This window comes from Pseudomonas sp. M5, from assembly GCF_016907075.1.
GTDB lineage: Bacteria > Pseudomonadota > Gammaproteobacteria > Pseudomonadales > Pseudomonadaceae > Aquipseudomonas > Aquipseudomonas putida_E.
This window is the reverse complement of the sequence record NZ_JAFBBH010000001.1, coordinates 5,145,498-5,159,888: the sequence shown is the minus strand read 5'-3', so window position 1 is coordinate 5,159,888 and position 14,391 is coordinate 5,145,498. Positions and strand designations below refer to the sequence as shown.

Annotated in this window: 15 protein-coding genes; 12 read left to right on the top strand and 3 right to left on the bottom strand. The window is 61.9% G+C overall.

Annotated elements, in window-relative coordinates; all coding sequences use genetic code 11:
• The first annotated feature begins 22 nt into the window (after positions 1 to 22).
• The 3 genes from JOE27_RS23490 to JOE27_RS23480 all read left to right on the top strand — a co-directional run bounded on the left by JOE27_RS23490 (position 23) and on the right by JOE27_RS23480 (position 2,062).
• A complete protein-coding gene (locus JOE27_RS23490; RefSeq protein WP_046786598.1) occupies positions 23 to 979 on the top strand; it encodes a LysR family transcriptional regulator in 957 nt (318 codons plus the stop codon).
• Positions 980 to 1,034: 55 nt separating this feature from the next.
• On the top strand, positions 1,035 to 1,490 hold the full coding sequence (locus JOE27_RS23485; protein ID WP_046786599.1) for a MarR family transcriptional regulator: 456 nt from the start codon (positions 1,035 to 1,037) through the stop codon (positions 1,488 to 1,490).
• A 143-nt stretch (positions 1,491 to 1,633) separates the two neighbouring features.
• Positions 1,634 to 2,062: an organic hydroperoxide resistance protein gene (locus tag JOE27_RS23480; RefSeq protein ID WP_039605055.1), complete on the top strand. Its 429-nt coding sequence runs from the start codon at positions 1,634 to 1,636 to the stop codon at positions 2,060 to 2,062.
• Between the two features lie 58 nt (positions 2,063 to 2,120).
• On the opposite strand, the gene efp is transcribed toward JOE27_RS23480, so the two are convergent.
• Positions 2,121 to 2,690, bottom strand: a complete 570-nt coding sequence (efp, locus tag JOE27_RS23475; RefSeq protein WP_012271109.1) for an elongation factor P — start codon at positions 2,688 to 2,690, stop codon at positions 2,121 to 2,123.
• A 48-nt stretch (positions 2,691 to 2,738) separates the two neighbouring features.
• Entirely contained in the window at positions 2,739 to 3,872 is a 1,134-nt protein-coding gene (gene earP / locus JOE27_RS23470; protein WP_204920367.1) for an elongation factor P maturation arginine rhamnosyltransferase EarP, read from the bottom strand.
• Positions 3,873 to 4,002: 130 nt separating this feature from the next.
• Here earP and JOE27_RS23465 point away from each other — a divergent pair, with 130 nt between their 5' ends.
• Together JOE27_RS23465 and JOE27_RS23460 are read left to right on the top strand one after the other, a co-directional pair.
• Positions 4,003 to 4,395 carry a hypothetical protein gene (locus JOE27_RS23465; protein WP_115275584.1) on the top strand — a complete coding sequence of 131 codons (393 nt, stop codon included), beginning with the start codon at positions 4,003 to 4,005 and terminating at the stop codon, positions 4,393 to 4,395.
• A 2-nt stretch (positions 4,396 to 4,397) separates the two neighbouring features.
• Positions 4,398 to 4,868, top strand: a complete 471-nt coding sequence (locus JOE27_RS23460; protein ID WP_204920365.1) for a GreA/GreB family elongation factor — start codon at positions 4,398 to 4,400, stop codon at positions 4,866 to 4,868.
• Positions 4,869 to 5,197: 329 nt separating this feature from the next.
• On the opposite strand, the gene JOE27_RS23455 is transcribed toward JOE27_RS23460, so the two are convergent.
• Positions 5,198 to 6,133 carry a LysR family transcriptional regulator gene (locus tag JOE27_RS23455; protein ID WP_115275582.1) on the bottom strand — a complete coding sequence of 312 codons (936 nt, stop codon included), beginning with the start codon at positions 6,131 to 6,133 and terminating at the stop codon, positions 5,198 to 5,200.
• Between the two features lie 117 nt (positions 6,134 to 6,250).
• On the opposite strand from JOE27_RS23455, the gene JOE27_RS23450 reads away from it, so the two are divergent.
• From JOE27_RS23450 to JOE27_RS23420, 7 genes are all read left to right on the top strand, one after another.
• Positions 6,251 to 7,000: a 3-oxoacyl-ACP reductase family protein gene (locus JOE27_RS23450; protein ID WP_119688492.1), complete on the top strand. Its 750-nt coding sequence runs from the start codon at positions 6,251 to 6,253 to the stop codon at positions 6,998 to 7,000.
• Positions 7,001 to 7,080: 80 nt separating this feature from the next.
• The gene (locus JOE27_RS23445; RefSeq protein WP_115275580.1) at positions 7,081 to 8,274 is read left to right on the top strand and encodes an MFS transporter; all 1,194 of its coding nucleotides are present in this window, start codon (positions 7,081 to 7,083) and stop codon (positions 8,272 to 8,274) included.
• 95 nt (positions 8,275 to 8,369) lie between these two features.
• Positions 8,370 to 8,750: a hypothetical protein gene (locus tag JOE27_RS23440; protein ID WP_046786606.1), complete on the top strand. Its 381-nt coding sequence runs from the start codon at positions 8,370 to 8,372 to the stop codon at positions 8,748 to 8,750.
• Positions 8,751 to 8,873: 123 nt separating this feature from the next.
• Entirely contained in the window at positions 8,874 to 11,012 is a 2,139-nt protein-coding gene (locus JOE27_RS23435; protein ID WP_204920363.1) for a TonB-dependent siderophore receptor, read from the top strand.
• A 149-nt stretch (positions 11,013 to 11,161) separates the two neighbouring features.
• Positions 11,162 to 12,070 (top strand): LysR family transcriptional regulator, encoded by a 909-nt coding sequence (locus tag JOE27_RS23430; RefSeq protein WP_204920361.1) that lies wholly within the window; start codon positions 11,162 to 11,164, stop codon positions 12,068 to 12,070.
• An 81-nt stretch (positions 12,071 to 12,151) separates the two neighbouring features.
• Complete coding sequence (locus JOE27_RS23425; RefSeq protein WP_119688490.1) at positions 12,152 to 13,015, top strand: amidohydrolase family protein; 864 nt, start codon at positions 12,152 to 12,154, stop codon at positions 13,013 to 13,015.
• A 52-nt stretch (positions 13,016 to 13,067) separates the two neighbouring features.
• Entirely contained in the window at positions 13,068 to 14,384 is a 1,317-nt protein-coding gene (locus JOE27_RS23420; protein ID WP_012313369.1) for a dicarboxylate/amino acid:cation symporter, read from the top strand.
• Positions 14,385 to 14,391 lie beyond the last annotated feature (7 nt).

Here is a 14,391-nt window from a genome sequence, read left to right as displayed (position 1 = left end):
TTAATGCAAAAGCAAGGCAGCCATGAGCCCTGACACCCTTACCGACCAACTGAGCCTGTTCCTCGATGTGCTGGAGACTGGCAGTTTTTCCGCTGCCGCCCGGCGCCATCCACTCACCCCCTCCGCCGTCGCCCGGCGCATCGACAACCTCGAGAGCGCCGTGGGCAGCCGCCTGTTCACCCGCAGCACCCATGCGGTGCGCGCCACGCCTGCAGGCAACGCTTTCGCCGAGCGCGCCCGGCGCATCATCGAGGAACTGCGCCTGGCCCGCGCCGAGGCCGTATCACTGAGCAGTGCTCCGGAGGGCTTGATCCGTATCGACGCCCCTGCCGCCTTCGGCCGCCGCCACCTGGCCCCGGCCATTGCCGACTTCCTGGTGGCCTACCCAGGCCTTGATGTGCACCTGCGCCTGATCGACAGCTTCGTCGACCTGCACGGCAGCCACCTGGGCGAAGTCGACCTGGTGCTGCGTGCAGGCCCTCTGGCCGATACCCGCCTGGTCGCCACACCGCTGGCCTACATGGTCCGCGTCGCCTGCGCCAGCCCCGCCTACCTGGCCAGCCGCGGCATACCCGCCTGCCCCAGCGAATTGCCCGACCACGATGGGCTGGACTGGGACGGCCTGGCACCGCCGTTCGCCTGGCGCTTCAACGTCGATGGGCAATCACGGCTGTACCGCCCCTCGCGGATGCGCATGGCCGCCAACAATGCTGAAACGCTGCTGTTCGGCGCGCTTGCCGGCCTGGGCATTGCCCACCTGCCGACCTGGCTGGTCAGCGAGTACCTGCTGCGTGGCGAACTGGTGCCGCTTTTTTGCGACAACGGCCTGCCCGCGGCAGAGACCAGCGGTATTTATGCGCTGCGCCTGGCACATGAAACGAACTCTCGCAGCCGCTTGCTGCTCGAATTCCTCAAGAGCCGCTTCAGCCCGATCCCCCCGTGGGACCTGGCACTGCGAAGTGAGCTGCGATGGCAATGAGCGCGCAAACCTTCAGCGTGCTAGATTTCCCCATTGATCACATTCAAGGACCTGCATGAACGCCGACACCCAAGCTTCTTGCGACGAGCTGCTGCTGGACAACCAGGTCTGCTTCGCCCTGCACTCCACCTCGTTGCTGATGACCAAAGTCTACAAGCCACTGCTGCAGGCGCTGGGCCTGACTTACCCGCAGTACCTGGCCATGCTCGTGCTGTGGGAACAGGACGGCCTGACCGTGGGCGAGATCAGCCAGCACCTGCTCACCGACCCCGGCTCACTCACGCCATTGCTCAAGCGCCTGGAAAGCGAAGGCCTGCTCAAGCGAACCCGTAGCCGCGAGGATGAACGGGTGGTGCTGGTGCAACTGACCGACAAGGGGCGCGCCCTTCAGCAGCAGGCCAAAGAGGTGCCGCCGTGCATTCTCAAGGCCAGCGGCCGCAGCCTGGAGCGCCTGCAACAACTACAGGCAGACCTGCTGGAGTTGCGCGACAGCCTGCAAAAGAACCTCTGACGGCTATGCTGTGCAATGCCCGTTCGGACGAGCGGTGAAGATTTATCTTGCGCGCTAACTAATTGCGCGCTAATTTAAATCCCGTACCCACCCGATGCACCCGGCATACACACGGGGCGCACAGCACACTAGCGAGGCTCAATATGCACAAGGTCACTCCGCTGTACATCGCAGAAGCCACCTCCACTGGCGGTCGCGACGGCAAATCCCGCTCCAGCGACGGCAAGCTGGAAGTCAAGCTGAGCACCCCCAAGGAACTGGGCGGCGCGGGCGGTGACGGCACCAACCCTGAGCAAATGTTCGCGGCTGGCTATTCGGCCTGCTTCATCGGCGCACTGAAATTCGTCGCCGGCCAGGAGAAAAAGCAACTGCCTGGCGACGCTTCGATCACCGCCAAGGTGGGCATTGGCCAGATCCCCGGTGGCTTCGGCCTGGATATCGACCTGCACATCAACCTGCCGGGCCTTGCCCAGGCCGAAGCCGAAGGGCTGGTGGAGAAGGCGCACCAGGTGTGCCCTTATTCCAACGCTACCCGCGGCAATGTGGATGTAAGGCTGCATGTAACGGTCTGAACACAGGCACAAAAAAACCCGGCCGAGGCCGGGTTTTTTGTGCACATCACAAGAAGAATTACTTCTTGGAACGGCCCTTGAAGCTGTTGTCGCGAGTGTCGATGTCGATCCACTCGTCGATCTGGATGAAGTCGGCAACCTGGATCTCGGTACCGTTCTTCAGCTTGGCAGGCTTCATGACCTTGCCCGAGGTGTCGCCACGCGCAGCGTTCTCGGTGTAGACAACCTGACGGCTGATGGTGGTCGGCAGCTCGACCGATACCAGACGGCCTTCGAAGAAGACGGCTTCGCAGATGTCTTCCATGCCTTCTTCGATGTACGGCAGAACGGCGTCGATGTCTTCGGCGTTCAGTTCGTACATGGTGTAGTCGGTGGTGTCCATGAAGGTGTACGAGTCACCGCTGATGAACGACAGGGTCGCTTCTTTGCGATCCAGGATCACGTCGTCCAGCTTGTCGTCCGCACCGTAAACGGTTTCGGTCTTGTAGCCGGTCAGCAGGTTTTTCAGCTTGGTCTTCATGATCGCGCTGTTGCGACCCGATTTGGTGAACTCGGCTTTCTGAACCAGCCACGGGTCGTTGTCGATCCGCAGTACGGTACCGGGTTTCAGTTCTTTACCAGTTTTCATTACGAAGTATCCGAATCTGGATGGATTTATAAAAATCGAGGCCGCATATCATAGCCAATTTCGGTAAAACTGTACCAGCGCCTTGGCGAGGTCCGGCCGAGCGGCTTGGCGCGCCGCCCACTCACGGGCATGCTGCTGCAGTTCCGGCCAGTGTTTACGGGCCCCTCGCCAGGCCTGGTGCATATCGTGGTTCATGTTCCAGGCGCGCCACAATGCCACCATTGCCTCGCCGGCAGCGTCCGACAGGCCCTGTCGATAAAGGTGCAGGAACGCGTCGAGCTTTTCCCAGTGGGCGTTTTCCTCTTGCACGTAGATGTGCCAGAGCATCGGCCGGCCGGCCCACTGCGCACGCACGAACGAGTCTTCGCCGCGTACGGCATTGAAATCGCAGCTCCACAGCAGGCGGTCATAGTCGTCCTGGCTGACGAACGGCAAGATCTGCACCCTCAGCGCCCCCCGCTGGAACACGTCGCCGACCTTGAGCCCCGGCTCGCCCAGCCAATTGGCCAGGTCCGGGAGAATACGGCCTTGCGGCACTAGCAAATGAGTGGCGCAGGTGTCGGTGGCCAATGCGTCGAGCCAGCTGCCCAGTTGCGGGTTTTCATAGGCGAACAGCGAGACCAGTTGCGCATCGGCCTGCACGTCTACACCCAGCCCTTGCAGGAAGGCGGCTCGCGCCTGTGCAGATTGCTCGAAAGCCTGCCGCTGCGCCAGCAACGAAGCCTCGCGCAGCAACCCGCCAGTCTTCTCGGTAAAGCCCGGGAAGAAAAACACCTTGCGCAGGCCATTGGGCTGCGGCGACGGCAAGCCGTGGCAGCCCTCCACCCAGTTTTCAGCACTGAGGTAGTCGAGGTTGAGCCAAAGGATCGGCGTGGAACGGGCACGCATCGCTTCGACGTACTGTGCGGGCAACTGGCAGGCAAAGGCACCAATCACAACATCGGCGGGCTCGACCGGCTGCCACTGGCCAGGCCAGGCGCGCACCTCCACGCCCTGCTGCCATTGCCGCGCGGCGCCGGCGTCGGCGCCTGGGCACAGGGGCACGAAAGCCTCCAGGTCGTCCACCCACAGGCGCACCGCCAGCCCGTGCTCGGCCACCAGCTGCCGGGCCAGGCGCCAGGTCACGCCGATATCACCGTAGTTGTCGACGACACTGCAGAAAATGTCCCAGGTGACGTTCATGTGCCCTGCCCTCGCCCTGCGCAAAATCACGAATTCTGCGGTTAAATTGTCGCCGACAAAAGCACCAACGCTGAAAAACCGCCCGATGCCATGCGACAATGGCCGACATAACGCCTGCCAGGAGGCCACCATGCCCCGCCACCGTGAACTGCAAATAACCCTCAAGCCAGTGCAACTGACCCTGTGTGTGGCATTGGGCCTGTGGCTCGGTGCCGTGGCCATCGCGCTGAGCCTGTGGCTGGCCGTACACCTGTGGCCCGAGCAGGTACAGCCGGTGGCCCAGGCCGTCGCCCCCGCCCTTGCCCGGCCCGCGGCCCCGCCGGCGCAACCGGTTGATGCGCAAAACGAGATGTTCGAGCGCTACAAGGCCATCCTGCACAAGCAGGAGCTGCAGCAGGCGGCCGAGGCCGCGCAAGGCAACCCACGCAACCTCAACAGCCCCAAGTGCCAGTTCTGGCTGTCGCAGAACCGCACTGCGCCGACCGAAAAGAGCCAGGCCAACGTGCTGGAGTTCTGTTACTGATCATGAACAAGGCCGCCCTGCTCACGCGTATCGTTGAAGCCCTGGAAACCGACATGGAAGTATTGCGCCGCGCCGCGCAAACCGCCTACGAAACCGCCACCGCCGAAGAAAACATCGCCGAAAACAAGTACGACACCCTTGGCCTGGAGGCCTCGTACCTGGCCACCGGCCAGGCACGGCGCACGGCCGAGATTCGCCAGGCACTGCTGATCTACCAGCAACTGGTGCTGCGCCACTATGACCCCGTGCGGGGGATACAGATCGGCAGCCTGGTGATTCTGGAAGATGAAGCGGGGGCTCAGCGGCAGGTGTTCCTGGGGCCGGAAGCGGCCGGGTTGAAGATTGGCGAGGGAAACGCACTGGTGACGGTCATTACCCCGCGCTCACCGCTAGGCCAGCAACTGATCGGTAAAAAGGTCGATGATGAGGTTAGCCTTGGGGCCCAGCTGTTCTTCATTATCGAGGTTGCCTGAACCGGCCCCATCGCCGGCAAGCCGGCTCACAAGTACAGTGCAGACCTCAAGAACTGCGCGTTCCCTGTGGGAGCCGGCTTGCCGGCGATAGGGCCGGTAAATCCGATGCAAGACTCAAAGGAAAGCCCCGCAAAGGTAATCCTGGCTAGAAAGTTCGCACGAGCGGCATTCGCCCTGATGAAAAATCAGGACGAATAGGTCACCAAAGGCGCGAAAATGGCTTGCTGATAACCATAGAATCTCCCACAGGTACCCCGCTGCTCTCAAGCTCAGCGCAAACCAGTGGGAGCCGGCTTGCCGGCGATGAGGCCGGCCCTGCCAGCGACCGACTAACCGGCAAGCGCATCGAATTTGCGCGCCAACCCGCCATGAGCGAACTGCTCCTGCACGAACTCGATGAACGCCCGGGTCTTGCCCGGCAGAAGCTTGTGCTCGGCGTAATACAGGCTGATATGCCCATCATCCACATACCAGTCCGGCAACACCCTTTGCAGTTGGCCCGCCTGCAGGTAAGGCACGGCAAACGGCAGGCTGACCAATGCAATGCCCAACCCCTGCTGGGCTACGGCGCACGCTGCATCAGAGTCGCTCATGGTCATCGCCTGGCGCAATAGCAGTGGCTGCTGCGCCTGCCAACGGCTGGTCAACGGCCACGACCGCACACGGCCGGTCTGCGGTGAGCGAATCAAGATGCCGGCATGGTGGCCCAGCACCTGCGGGTCTTCAATGACCGGGTGCTGGCTCAAGTACCCAGGGGCTGCCACCAACACCCGATGCGCAGGGGTCAGCCGGCGCGCCACCACCCCCAGCGGTAGCTCGAACCCGCCGCCAATCGCCGCATCGAAACCTTGGCCGATCAGGTCTACCTGACGGTTGTCGAAATGCCAGTCCGGGGTGATCGCCGGGTAGCGCCGCAAGAATTCACCCAGCAGCGGCAATACGTACAGCCTGCCGAATACCGTCCCCATGCTCACCCGCAACAGCCCGGCCGGCTGGCCTTCGGCGCTGGCCAGGTTGGCCACGGCGTACTGGATGGTACGAAAGCTGTCACTGACTTCGCCTAAAAAACGCTGCCCGGCTTCGGTCAAGGTCAGCTTGCGGGTACTACGCTGGAACAGCCGCACACCCAGGCGCGCTTCAAGCTGGGCGACATGCTTGCCCACCGCCGCAGGGGTAATGCTCAAACGGCGGGCCGCTTCGGCGAAGCTGCCCACTTCGGCGCTGCGGATAAAACATTCAAGGGCGTTGAACGACTCCATGGCCATGATTACCAACCAAAGGTTTACTCTGCCAATAGTGATTGCCATCTTATCAGCAGATAATCATCGGTCGATACTACGCCCATCCAAGGCATTCGGCCTTGCTTGCAGCAGGAGATCAGCATGTCCCAGCAACTTACCCTCGAAGGCAAAGTGGCCCTGGTCCAGGGCGGTTCACGCGGCATCGGTGCCGCCATCGTCCGCCGCCTGGCCCGTGATGGCGCCCAGGTTGCCTTCACCTACGCAAACTCCGAAGGCCCGGCCAACGACCTGGTGGCACAGGTCATAGCCGCCGGCGGCCAGGCATTGGCCCTGCGCGCAGACAGCGCCGACGCCGCCGCGGTGCAACTGGCAGTGGACGACACCGTAAAAGCCTTCGGCCGCCTCGATATCCTGGTCAACAATGCAGGCGTACTGGCGGTAGCGCCGCTGACCGAATTCGACCTGGCAGACTTCGACCGCACCTTGGCCATCAACGTGCGCAGCGTGTTCGTCGCCAGCCAGGCCGCCGCCCGCTACATGGGCCAGGGCGGGCGCATCATCAACATCGGCAGCACCAATGCCGAGCGCATGCCGTTTGCTGGCGGCGCACCGTATGCCATGAGCAAGTCGGCATTGGTCGGCCTTACCAAAGGCATGGCACGCGACTTGGGGCCACAGGGCATCACCGTGAACAACGTGCAGCCAGGGCCGGTGGATACCGACATGAACCCGGCCAGCGGTGAGTTTGCCGAAAGCCTGATCCCCTTGATGGCAATCGGGCGCTATGGGCAGGTAGATGAAATTGCCAGCTTCGTGGCGTACCTGGCGGGGCCGGAGGCGGGTTACATCACCGGAGCGAGCCTTACCGCCGACGGCGGCTTTGCAGCCTGATCGAAATGTTTGCACGCTGGCGTCCAGCCTGAGCCGCCCAGATACTGAACGCCACTGACCTTGCCCGCACCGAGATATTGATGAACACCCCAACCTTGAGCCGCGCCCTGATCCTGCTGATGGCCACCGCCACCGGCCTGGCCGTGGCCAGCAACTACTACGCGCAGCCACTGCTGCACAGCATCGCCGAACAGTTCGGCCTGAGCACCGCCAGCGCCGGCAGCATCGTCATCGCCGCGCAACTCAGCTACGGCGCGGGCCTTCTGCTGCTGGCGCCTTTGGGCGACCTGTTCGAGCAGCGCCGCCTGATCGTGATCATGTCGGTCATTTCCACCTTGGGCCTGGTGATCAGCGCCTGCGCCCCCAGCTTGCCTTGGCTGATCCTGGGGACCGCGCTCACCGGGCTGTTCTCGGTGGTGGCGCAGATCCTCGTGCCCATGGCCGCCACCCTGAGCGAGCCGCATCAGCGCGGGCGCGCGGTGGGTACGCTGATGAGCGGCTTGCTGCTGGGCATACTGCTGGCGCGCACCGCTGCCGGCTTCATGGCCGAGCTGGGTGGCTGGCGCAGCATCTATGTGCTGGCCGCGGTGCTGATGGCTGTCACCGCCTTTGCCCTGTACCGCAGCCTGCCACAACACCACAGCCATGCCGGGCTGAAATACCCGGCACTGATCGGCTCTGTATTCCGCCTGTTCATCGAGGAGCCCGTGCTGCGCCTGCGCTCGCTGCTGGGGTTGCTGGCGTTCAGCCTGTTCGGGCTGTTCTGGACACCGCTGGCGTTTCTGCTGGCGCGTGAGCCCTACCACTATTCCGACGCGGTTATCGGCCTGTTCGGCCTTGCCGGCGCGGCAGGTGCACTTTCGGCCAACTGGGCCGGCCGCCTGGCTGACCGCGGCAGAGGCTCGCTGGGCACCACAGTGGGCCTTGTTGCGCTGTTGCTGTCGTGGGTACCGCTGGGTTTCGCCGAAAGCTCGCTACTGGCCTTGCTGCTCGGCGTACTGGTGCTGGACCTGGCCGTGCAACTGGTGCACGTGAGCAACCAGAACGCGGTCATCGCCTTGCGGCCCGAAGCCCGTACCCGCCTCAATGCCGGTTACATCACCTGTTATTTCATCGGAGGGGCACTAGGCTCCTTGCTGGGCACACAGTTGTTCCAGTACCAGGGCTGGATGGGCATCGTGACGGCCGGCCTGTTGATCGGGGCGCTGGCGCTGCTGGTGTGGGGTTGGGCCGAGCATAAGCGCAAGCGCGCCGTGAAGGCCTGTGCGGCATGACACCGCAACCCTCCGTCGCCTGCTCGTTGACTTGCCCGTCGCGCCAGCGCTTCAGTAGGGATTGATCAAAGCCCCTTTACTGACAGGACGACTCAATGACAAGGCTCACGGTGCAATCCGGCGATTTCTTGCAAGGTGAAGGCGAGTATCGCAATGGATCGCTCACACTCAAGACCCCGCGCAGCCCCTCGCCTGGCGAGCGGATTTCCCTTGCCCGCATCAGCGACCTGCGCCTGGCCAGCCTGGAATCCAATCGCAGCCTGGGTACCGCGCTGGGCTGGGGCATGGCCGGCGCCCTGGTGGCCGGCCCGGTGGGCTTGCTGGCCGGGCTATGGCTCGGCGGCAAGGAGGAAGAAGCCACCTTCCTTGCGACGTTCAAGGACGGCCGCAAGCTGATGGCCAGTACCGATGGCAAGACCTGGTCCAAGATCGACGACAGCTGGCGCCAGCATCGGCACCCGCCTGCAGGGGATTGAACAACTTCAGGCGTACGGTGTGATACGCGCCTGATAACATGAGCGTTTTTTTGACTGCACGGGCCCATTCGCGGGCTTACCCGCGAATGGGCCCGTGCGTGCTCACCGCTCAAGGACCCCAGCATGCCCCTGCCACACCCCCGCCTGCCCCTGAGCCTGCTCAGCCTGGGCCTGGCCCTGCACAGCCCCCACGGTTTGGCTCAAGACAGTGTCACCCTCGCCCCGGTAGAGGTTTCCGACACCTACGGCAACGACAACTATCAGGTAACTGAAGCCGCGGCAGGCGGGTTTCAGGCAGCCCCCCTGCTGGATACCCCGGCATCAGTCAGTGTTTTCAACCAGCAACTGATCGAGGACCGCCAGGTACGCAAACTCAGCGAAGTGCTGCAAAGCGATGCGTCGGTCGGCGAAAGCTACGCCCCGATCGGCTATTACGAAAACTTCAACGTGCGCGGCTTCGAACTCAATGCCGCCAGCAGCTACCGCATCAATGGCCAGACCATCGCCGGCGAGCAGAACGTGGCGCTGGAGAACAAGCAGCAAGTCGAACTGCTCAAGGGCCTTTCGGGCCTGCACAGTGGCGTGTCGGCGCCTGGCGGGCTGATCAATTACGTGACCAAGCGCGCCGAGGATGTGCGCAGCGTAACGGTATCGACCAACGAACAAGGCGAGCGCTACCTGGCCACCGACCTGGGCGGCTGGTTTGGCAGTGAGCGGCAGTTCGGCCTGCGCGCCAACCTCGCCCACGAAGATATCCGCTCATATGTCGACCATGCCGATGGCAAGCGCGACTTTGCCTCGCTGGCGTTCGACTGGCAGATAAACCCCGATGCCACCTTGCAGCTCGATGCCGAGTACCAGCACCGCGAACAGCGCTCGGTACCGGGCTATCAACTGCTTGGCGGCAGCGAAGTACCGCACGGCATCGACCCGGATGACCGCCTGGCCTACCAGCACTGGGCCAAGCCGGTACAGACCGATTCACTGAACCTGGGCGGGCGTTTCCAGTACCGCTTCAACGATACCTGGAGCGGCACCCTCAGCGCCTCGCGCAGCAAAGTGGTGATCGATGACTACAGCTCGTTCGCCTGGGGCAGCGAAGACGGCTGGCAGTCGCACTTCAGCCCGGAAGGCGACTACGACATCTACGACTTCCGCAGCCCTGACGACACCCGCCGCACCGATGAAGCGCAAGCGATGCTCGACGGCCACTTCGACGCGCTCGGCGTGAGCCATGAGCTGACGGTGGGTGCCAGCGCACAACGCCGCACGCTGGATCAGCGCCCCTACTACAACCAACTGGTCGGTAGCGGCAACATCTACACCGGCGCCCCCGCCGTAGCGCCCTCCGACCTGCCGGTCGGTGCCAGCGAGCGGCGCCTGGACAGCCGCCAGTACGGCCTGTTCGTCAACGACCGCATCACCTTCAGCGAGCAGTGGCAGGCCGTGCTCGGCGCCCGCGAAGTACGCCTGGACGAAAAGACCTGGGACGAAACCGGCCTGGCCGGGCGCCATACCCGGCAATACCAGTTGCTGCCCAATGCCGCGCTGATCTACAAGCCGCGCCAGGACACCACCGTGTATGCCAGCTACTCCAAGGGCCTGTCCGCAGGGGGTACCGCGCCCTGGTACGCCAGCAACGCGGCAGAAATCCTCGCCCCTACCCTGTCGCATCAGCTTGAGCTGGGCATCAAACGCGACTGGCAGGGCATGAGTTTCAGCGCCGCGCTGTTCCAGATCCGCCAGGCCTATCAATACGCCCGCCCTGAAGGCGACGCCACCTTCACCTACGTGCAGCAGGGCCAGCAGAAGAACATCGGCCTGGAACTGGGCGCCAGCGGCTGGGTGACCTCGAACCTGCAAATCCAGGCCAGCGCCGCAGCGATTCGCGCGCGCGTGAAGAACAGCGGTACCGATGCCTACGAAGACCATCAGGCGATCAACGTGCCGCGCCTGCGCGCAGCCCTGCAAGCCGACTACAGCCTGCCGGTGCCGGGCCTGGCCCTGCTGGGCGGGGCACGTTACAGCGCCAGCAAGTATGCGAGCCAGGCGGGGAATGTGCAGGTGGGCGGCTATACCGTGTTTGACGTGGGTAGCCGCTATCGCACGCGTATCGGCGGCTATGACACGGTGCTGCGCCTGACCGTGGATAACGTGTTCGACAAACGCTACTGGCGGGATGTGGGGGATTACCTGGGGGACAACTACCTGTTCCAGGGCGCGCCGCGGATGGCACGGGTGTCGGCTTCGGTGAGTTTCTAGACACCGTTGGCGGCGTATGTCAGAAAGCGGGATCTTCCGCTTGGTGAGCACGCATTACTCACCCGCCCATGGCTGTGATCAACAGATTCGCCCTTCGCAAATCAAGATGAATCCAACAGAATAATGTTTTGGATGCGGGGGCGTATCGGGTGGATCTCAAGCAACTGGAGTGCTTTGTACGCGTCGCTGAATTTGGTGGCTTCACCAGGGCGGCGGCGACACTGAACCTGTCCCAGTCGGTCGTAAGCCGTCAAGTGCGCCAGTTGGAGCTGGAGCTTGGGCAACACCTGTTACTGCGCAACGGTAGAGGCGTCACCCTTACCCCTGCTGGCACCCGGCTTTTCGAGCATGGCCAGGGCATCTTGCGTCAAGTACAAGTCGCCCGCGAGGATTTGCAAGAACAGCGTGACTCATTGACTGGCAAGGTGGTGATAGGCCTCCCCCCTAGTATTGCGCGGCGCCATACCGTTGGTATTGTCACAGCGTTTCAAAAGGCGTTTCCCGGGTGCTCGCTGGGCATCAAGGAAGGCTTGTCCCACTCCATGAGGGAGTGGCTGCTGTTGGGCCGCCTGGATTTTGCGCTGCTGTACAACCCCGCGCAAAACGCGCAACTGCATTTTGAGCCCCTTCAATCCGAACCCCTTTGGTTGATTGGTGCTGCCGGGGCAAGCCTCGCGCCAGAGGTGCCGCTAGCCACCCTCGGTGACTACCCACTGATCATACCCAGCCAGCCGCACTCCCTCAGGCGGCTGATCGAATCGGAAGCTGCACGGCATCATGTAGAACTCAACGTACACATGGAAATAGACGGCATTCCCTCTTTGATAGACCTGGTCGCCGCGGGCGCCGGCTTTGCCGTTCTGTCACGAATGGCACTCAGTGGCTCCTATGTGCCCCCAGGCTTGCAAGCGGCCCCAATCGTCGAGCCCACTATCAATACCCACCTGTTCGTCGCCACAACCAATCAGAGACCATTGACACGCCTGGCTTCGATGACCTTGGCCGTGGTCACCCATCAAATGCGCGATCAAGCCATGCAAAAACCACATAACTGCTAGTGGGGCTTGTCGATTGTTGCATGGCTCCTTGAGCGTCAAGATGGCTGAGAACTTACCCACGACAGCCAATAGAGACGTGCCATGAAAAGCTGCCTGCCACCCGACCTATTTCCCACCAAGCCTGTTGAGGCCCTGCCTGTTGGTTCGTGGGATGCTCACTGCCATGTATTTGGGCCAGCGGCGCAATTCCCCTACGCCGAAGACCGCAGCTACACCCCACCAGACGCCGCATTCGCGCAGCTTGTCGAACTTCATGACCACCTTGGCTTCGAACGCGGCGTTATTGTTCAGGCCAGCTGCCACGGCTCAGACAACCGCGCGATGCTAGATGCAATTGGCCGCAGTGCCGGGCGCTATCGAGGCGTAGCAATCATCGACGGCAGCGAGACTGACGAGGCGTTGGCGCGGATGGACGCCTGCGGGGTTCGGGGAGTACGGTTCAATTTCGTCGCTCACCTGGGCGGTGCGCCCGACCTTGCCATTTTCGACCAGGCACTGGAACGTATCCAACCCTTGGGCTGGCATGTGGTACTTCACCTGGATGCTCAGGACATCGTCACCTATGCCGATCGCTTGGCACGTATCCAGGTGCCGTTCGTAATAGACCACATGGGCCGCATCAAGGCTCAGGACGGCCTCGATCAAGCGCCGTTTCGGACGTTGCTTGAGCTGATGGACAATCCGCTGGCATGGGTGAAGGTCTGTGGCGCCGAAAGGGTCTCAGCGGGGCGCAAACCCTTTGATGATGCTATCCCCTTCGCCATGTCGCTTATCGAGACGGCGCCGGAGCGTGTGCTCTGGGGTACTGACTGGCCTCATCCAAACATCAGCAAGGACATGCCCAATGACGGGGGGCTTGTCGATCTGATGTACCGCTTCTGCCCGGACCCAGCGACACGTCAGAAGCTACTGATCGACAACCCCCTGAAGCTTTACGGACGCTGATTTCAGCGCTCGACCACACCAACTCCAAAAACAATCAGGTAGTGGAATCGATATGAACACTTCGACCGAAGCGACGCACCCTGCCGCGCAACTGAAGCCCGCGGCCCGCACACGACAGCCCTTCTATAAAGCGATGTATTTCCAGGTTTTGCTGGGGATTGTCTTGGGTGGGCTCGTCGGACATTTCTGGCCAGATTTCGCCGCCTCACTAAAACCATTGGGTGATGCGTTCATCAAGCTTATCAAGATGATCATCGGCCCTGTGGTGTTCTGTACCGTAGTGACCGGCATCGCGGGCATGCAAGACCTGAAAAAGGTCGGTCGTGTGGGAGGCAAGGCACTGCTTTACTTCGAGATAATTTCCACCGTCTCGCTGGTCATAGGGTTACTCGGCGGCCACCTGTTCAACCCAGGCGCCGGGTTTCACGTAAACCCTGATTCACTGGATGCCTCTGCAGTGACAGGTTTTGCTGAGAAAGCGCAGCACCTGGGTATCGTCGAATTCCTGATGAGTATCATCCCGAATACGTTCGTCTCAGCGCTGGCAGATGGCAACATCCTGTGCATTCTGCTGATTTCAGTACTTTTTGGCTGTGCCTTGTCCGCGATGGGGGATAAAGGTAAGCCGGTGTACACCATGATCGAAGGCGTTTCGGGCGTGTTCTTCGGTATTGTCCATATCATCGCCAAGTTTTCAGCAGTCGGCGCCTTTGGTGCAATCGCGTTTACCGTTGGCACATATGGCGCCGCATCGCTGCTGCCGCTGCTCAAATTGATCGCAAGCTTCTACGTGCTTTGCATATTCTTCATCGTGCTGGTGTTGGGCTTCGTTGCAAGGCTTTGCGGGTTCAGCATCCTGCGGTTCGTCTCGTATATCAAGGATGAACTACTGATTGTACTGGGCACCAGCTCATCTGAAGTTGTGCTCCCCCAAATCATGGAGAAGATGGAACGACTCGGTTGTTCGAAATCGGTCGTCGGCCTGGTGATACCCACCGGCTATTCCTTCAACCTGGACGGCACCAACATCTATTTGACCATGGCTGTTCTGTTCATTGCTCAAGCGCTCGACATTGAACTTACGTGGGGGCAGCAACTGACCTTGATCATTGTTGCCATGCTGAGTTCAAAAGGTGCCAGCGGGGTTTCGGGGGCTGCGTTCGTGATGTTGACCAGTACCTTGCTCGTCGTGCCCGTTGTGCCCGTTGCGGGAATGGTGCTGATCCTGGGCATCCACCGCTTTATGGGCACTGGCTTGGCGATGACCAACCTCGTCGGGAATGGTGTCGCAGCACTGGTGGTATCCGCCTGGGAAAAAGAACTGGATCGCGGCAAGCTGAACCAGCAACTGCACCCCACCAAACACTGATCCCCAC

Bases quoted from the DNA above. Each gene is read 5' to 3' on its own strand.
- JOE27_RS23465 (WP_115275584.1), top strand. From the start codon at position 4,003: ATGCCCCGCCACCGTGAACTGCAAATAACCCTCAAGCCAGTGCAACTG.
- JOE27_RS23440 (WP_046786606.1), top strand. From the start codon at position 8,370: ATGACAAGGCTCACGGTGCAATCCGGCGATTTCTTGCAAGGTGAAGGC.
- efp (WP_012271109.1), bottom strand. From the start codon at position 2,690: ATGAAAACTGGTAAAGAACTGAAACCCGGTACCGTACTGCGGATCGAC.
- JOE27_RS23420 (WP_012313369.1), top strand. From the start codon at position 13,068: ATGAACACTTCGACCGAAGCGACGCACCCTGCCGCGCAACTGAAGCCC.
- JOE27_RS23445 (WP_115275580.1), top strand. From the start codon at position 7,081: ATGAACACCCCAACCTTGAGCCGCGCCCTGATCCTGCTGATGGCCACC.
- JOE27_RS23490 (WP_046786598.1), top strand. From the start codon at position 23: ATGAGCCCTGACACCCTTACCGACCAACTGAGCCTGTTCCTCGATGTG.
- JOE27_RS23455 (WP_115275582.1), bottom strand. From the start codon at position 6,133: ATGGCCATGGAGTCGTTCAACGCCCTTGAATGTTTTATCCGCAGCGCC.
- JOE27_RS23460 (WP_204920365.1), top strand. From the start codon at position 4,398: ATGAACAAGGCCGCCCTGCTCACGCGTATCGTTGAAGCCCTGGAAACC.
- JOE27_RS23485 (WP_046786599.1), top strand. From the start codon at position 1,035: ATGAACGCCGACACCCAAGCTTCTTGCGACGAGCTGCTGCTGGACAAC.
- JOE27_RS23450 (WP_119688492.1), top strand. From the start codon at position 6,251: ATGTCCCAGCAACTTACCCTCGAAGGCAAAGTGGCCCTGGTCCAGGGC.
- JOE27_RS23425 (WP_119688490.1), top strand. From the start codon at position 12,152: ATGAAAAGCTGCCTGCCACCCGACCTATTTCCCACCAAGCCTGTTGAG.
- JOE27_RS23435 (WP_204920363.1), top strand. From the start codon at position 8,874: ATGCCCCTGCCACACCCCCGCCTGCCCCTGAGCCTGCTCAGCCTGGGC.
- JOE27_RS23480 (WP_039605055.1), top strand. From the start codon at position 1,634: ATGCACAAGGTCACTCCGCTGTACATCGCAGAAGCCACCTCCACTGGC.
- earP (WP_204920367.1), bottom strand. From the start codon at position 3,872: ATGAACGTCACCTGGGACATTTTCTGCAGTGTCGTCGACAACTACGGT.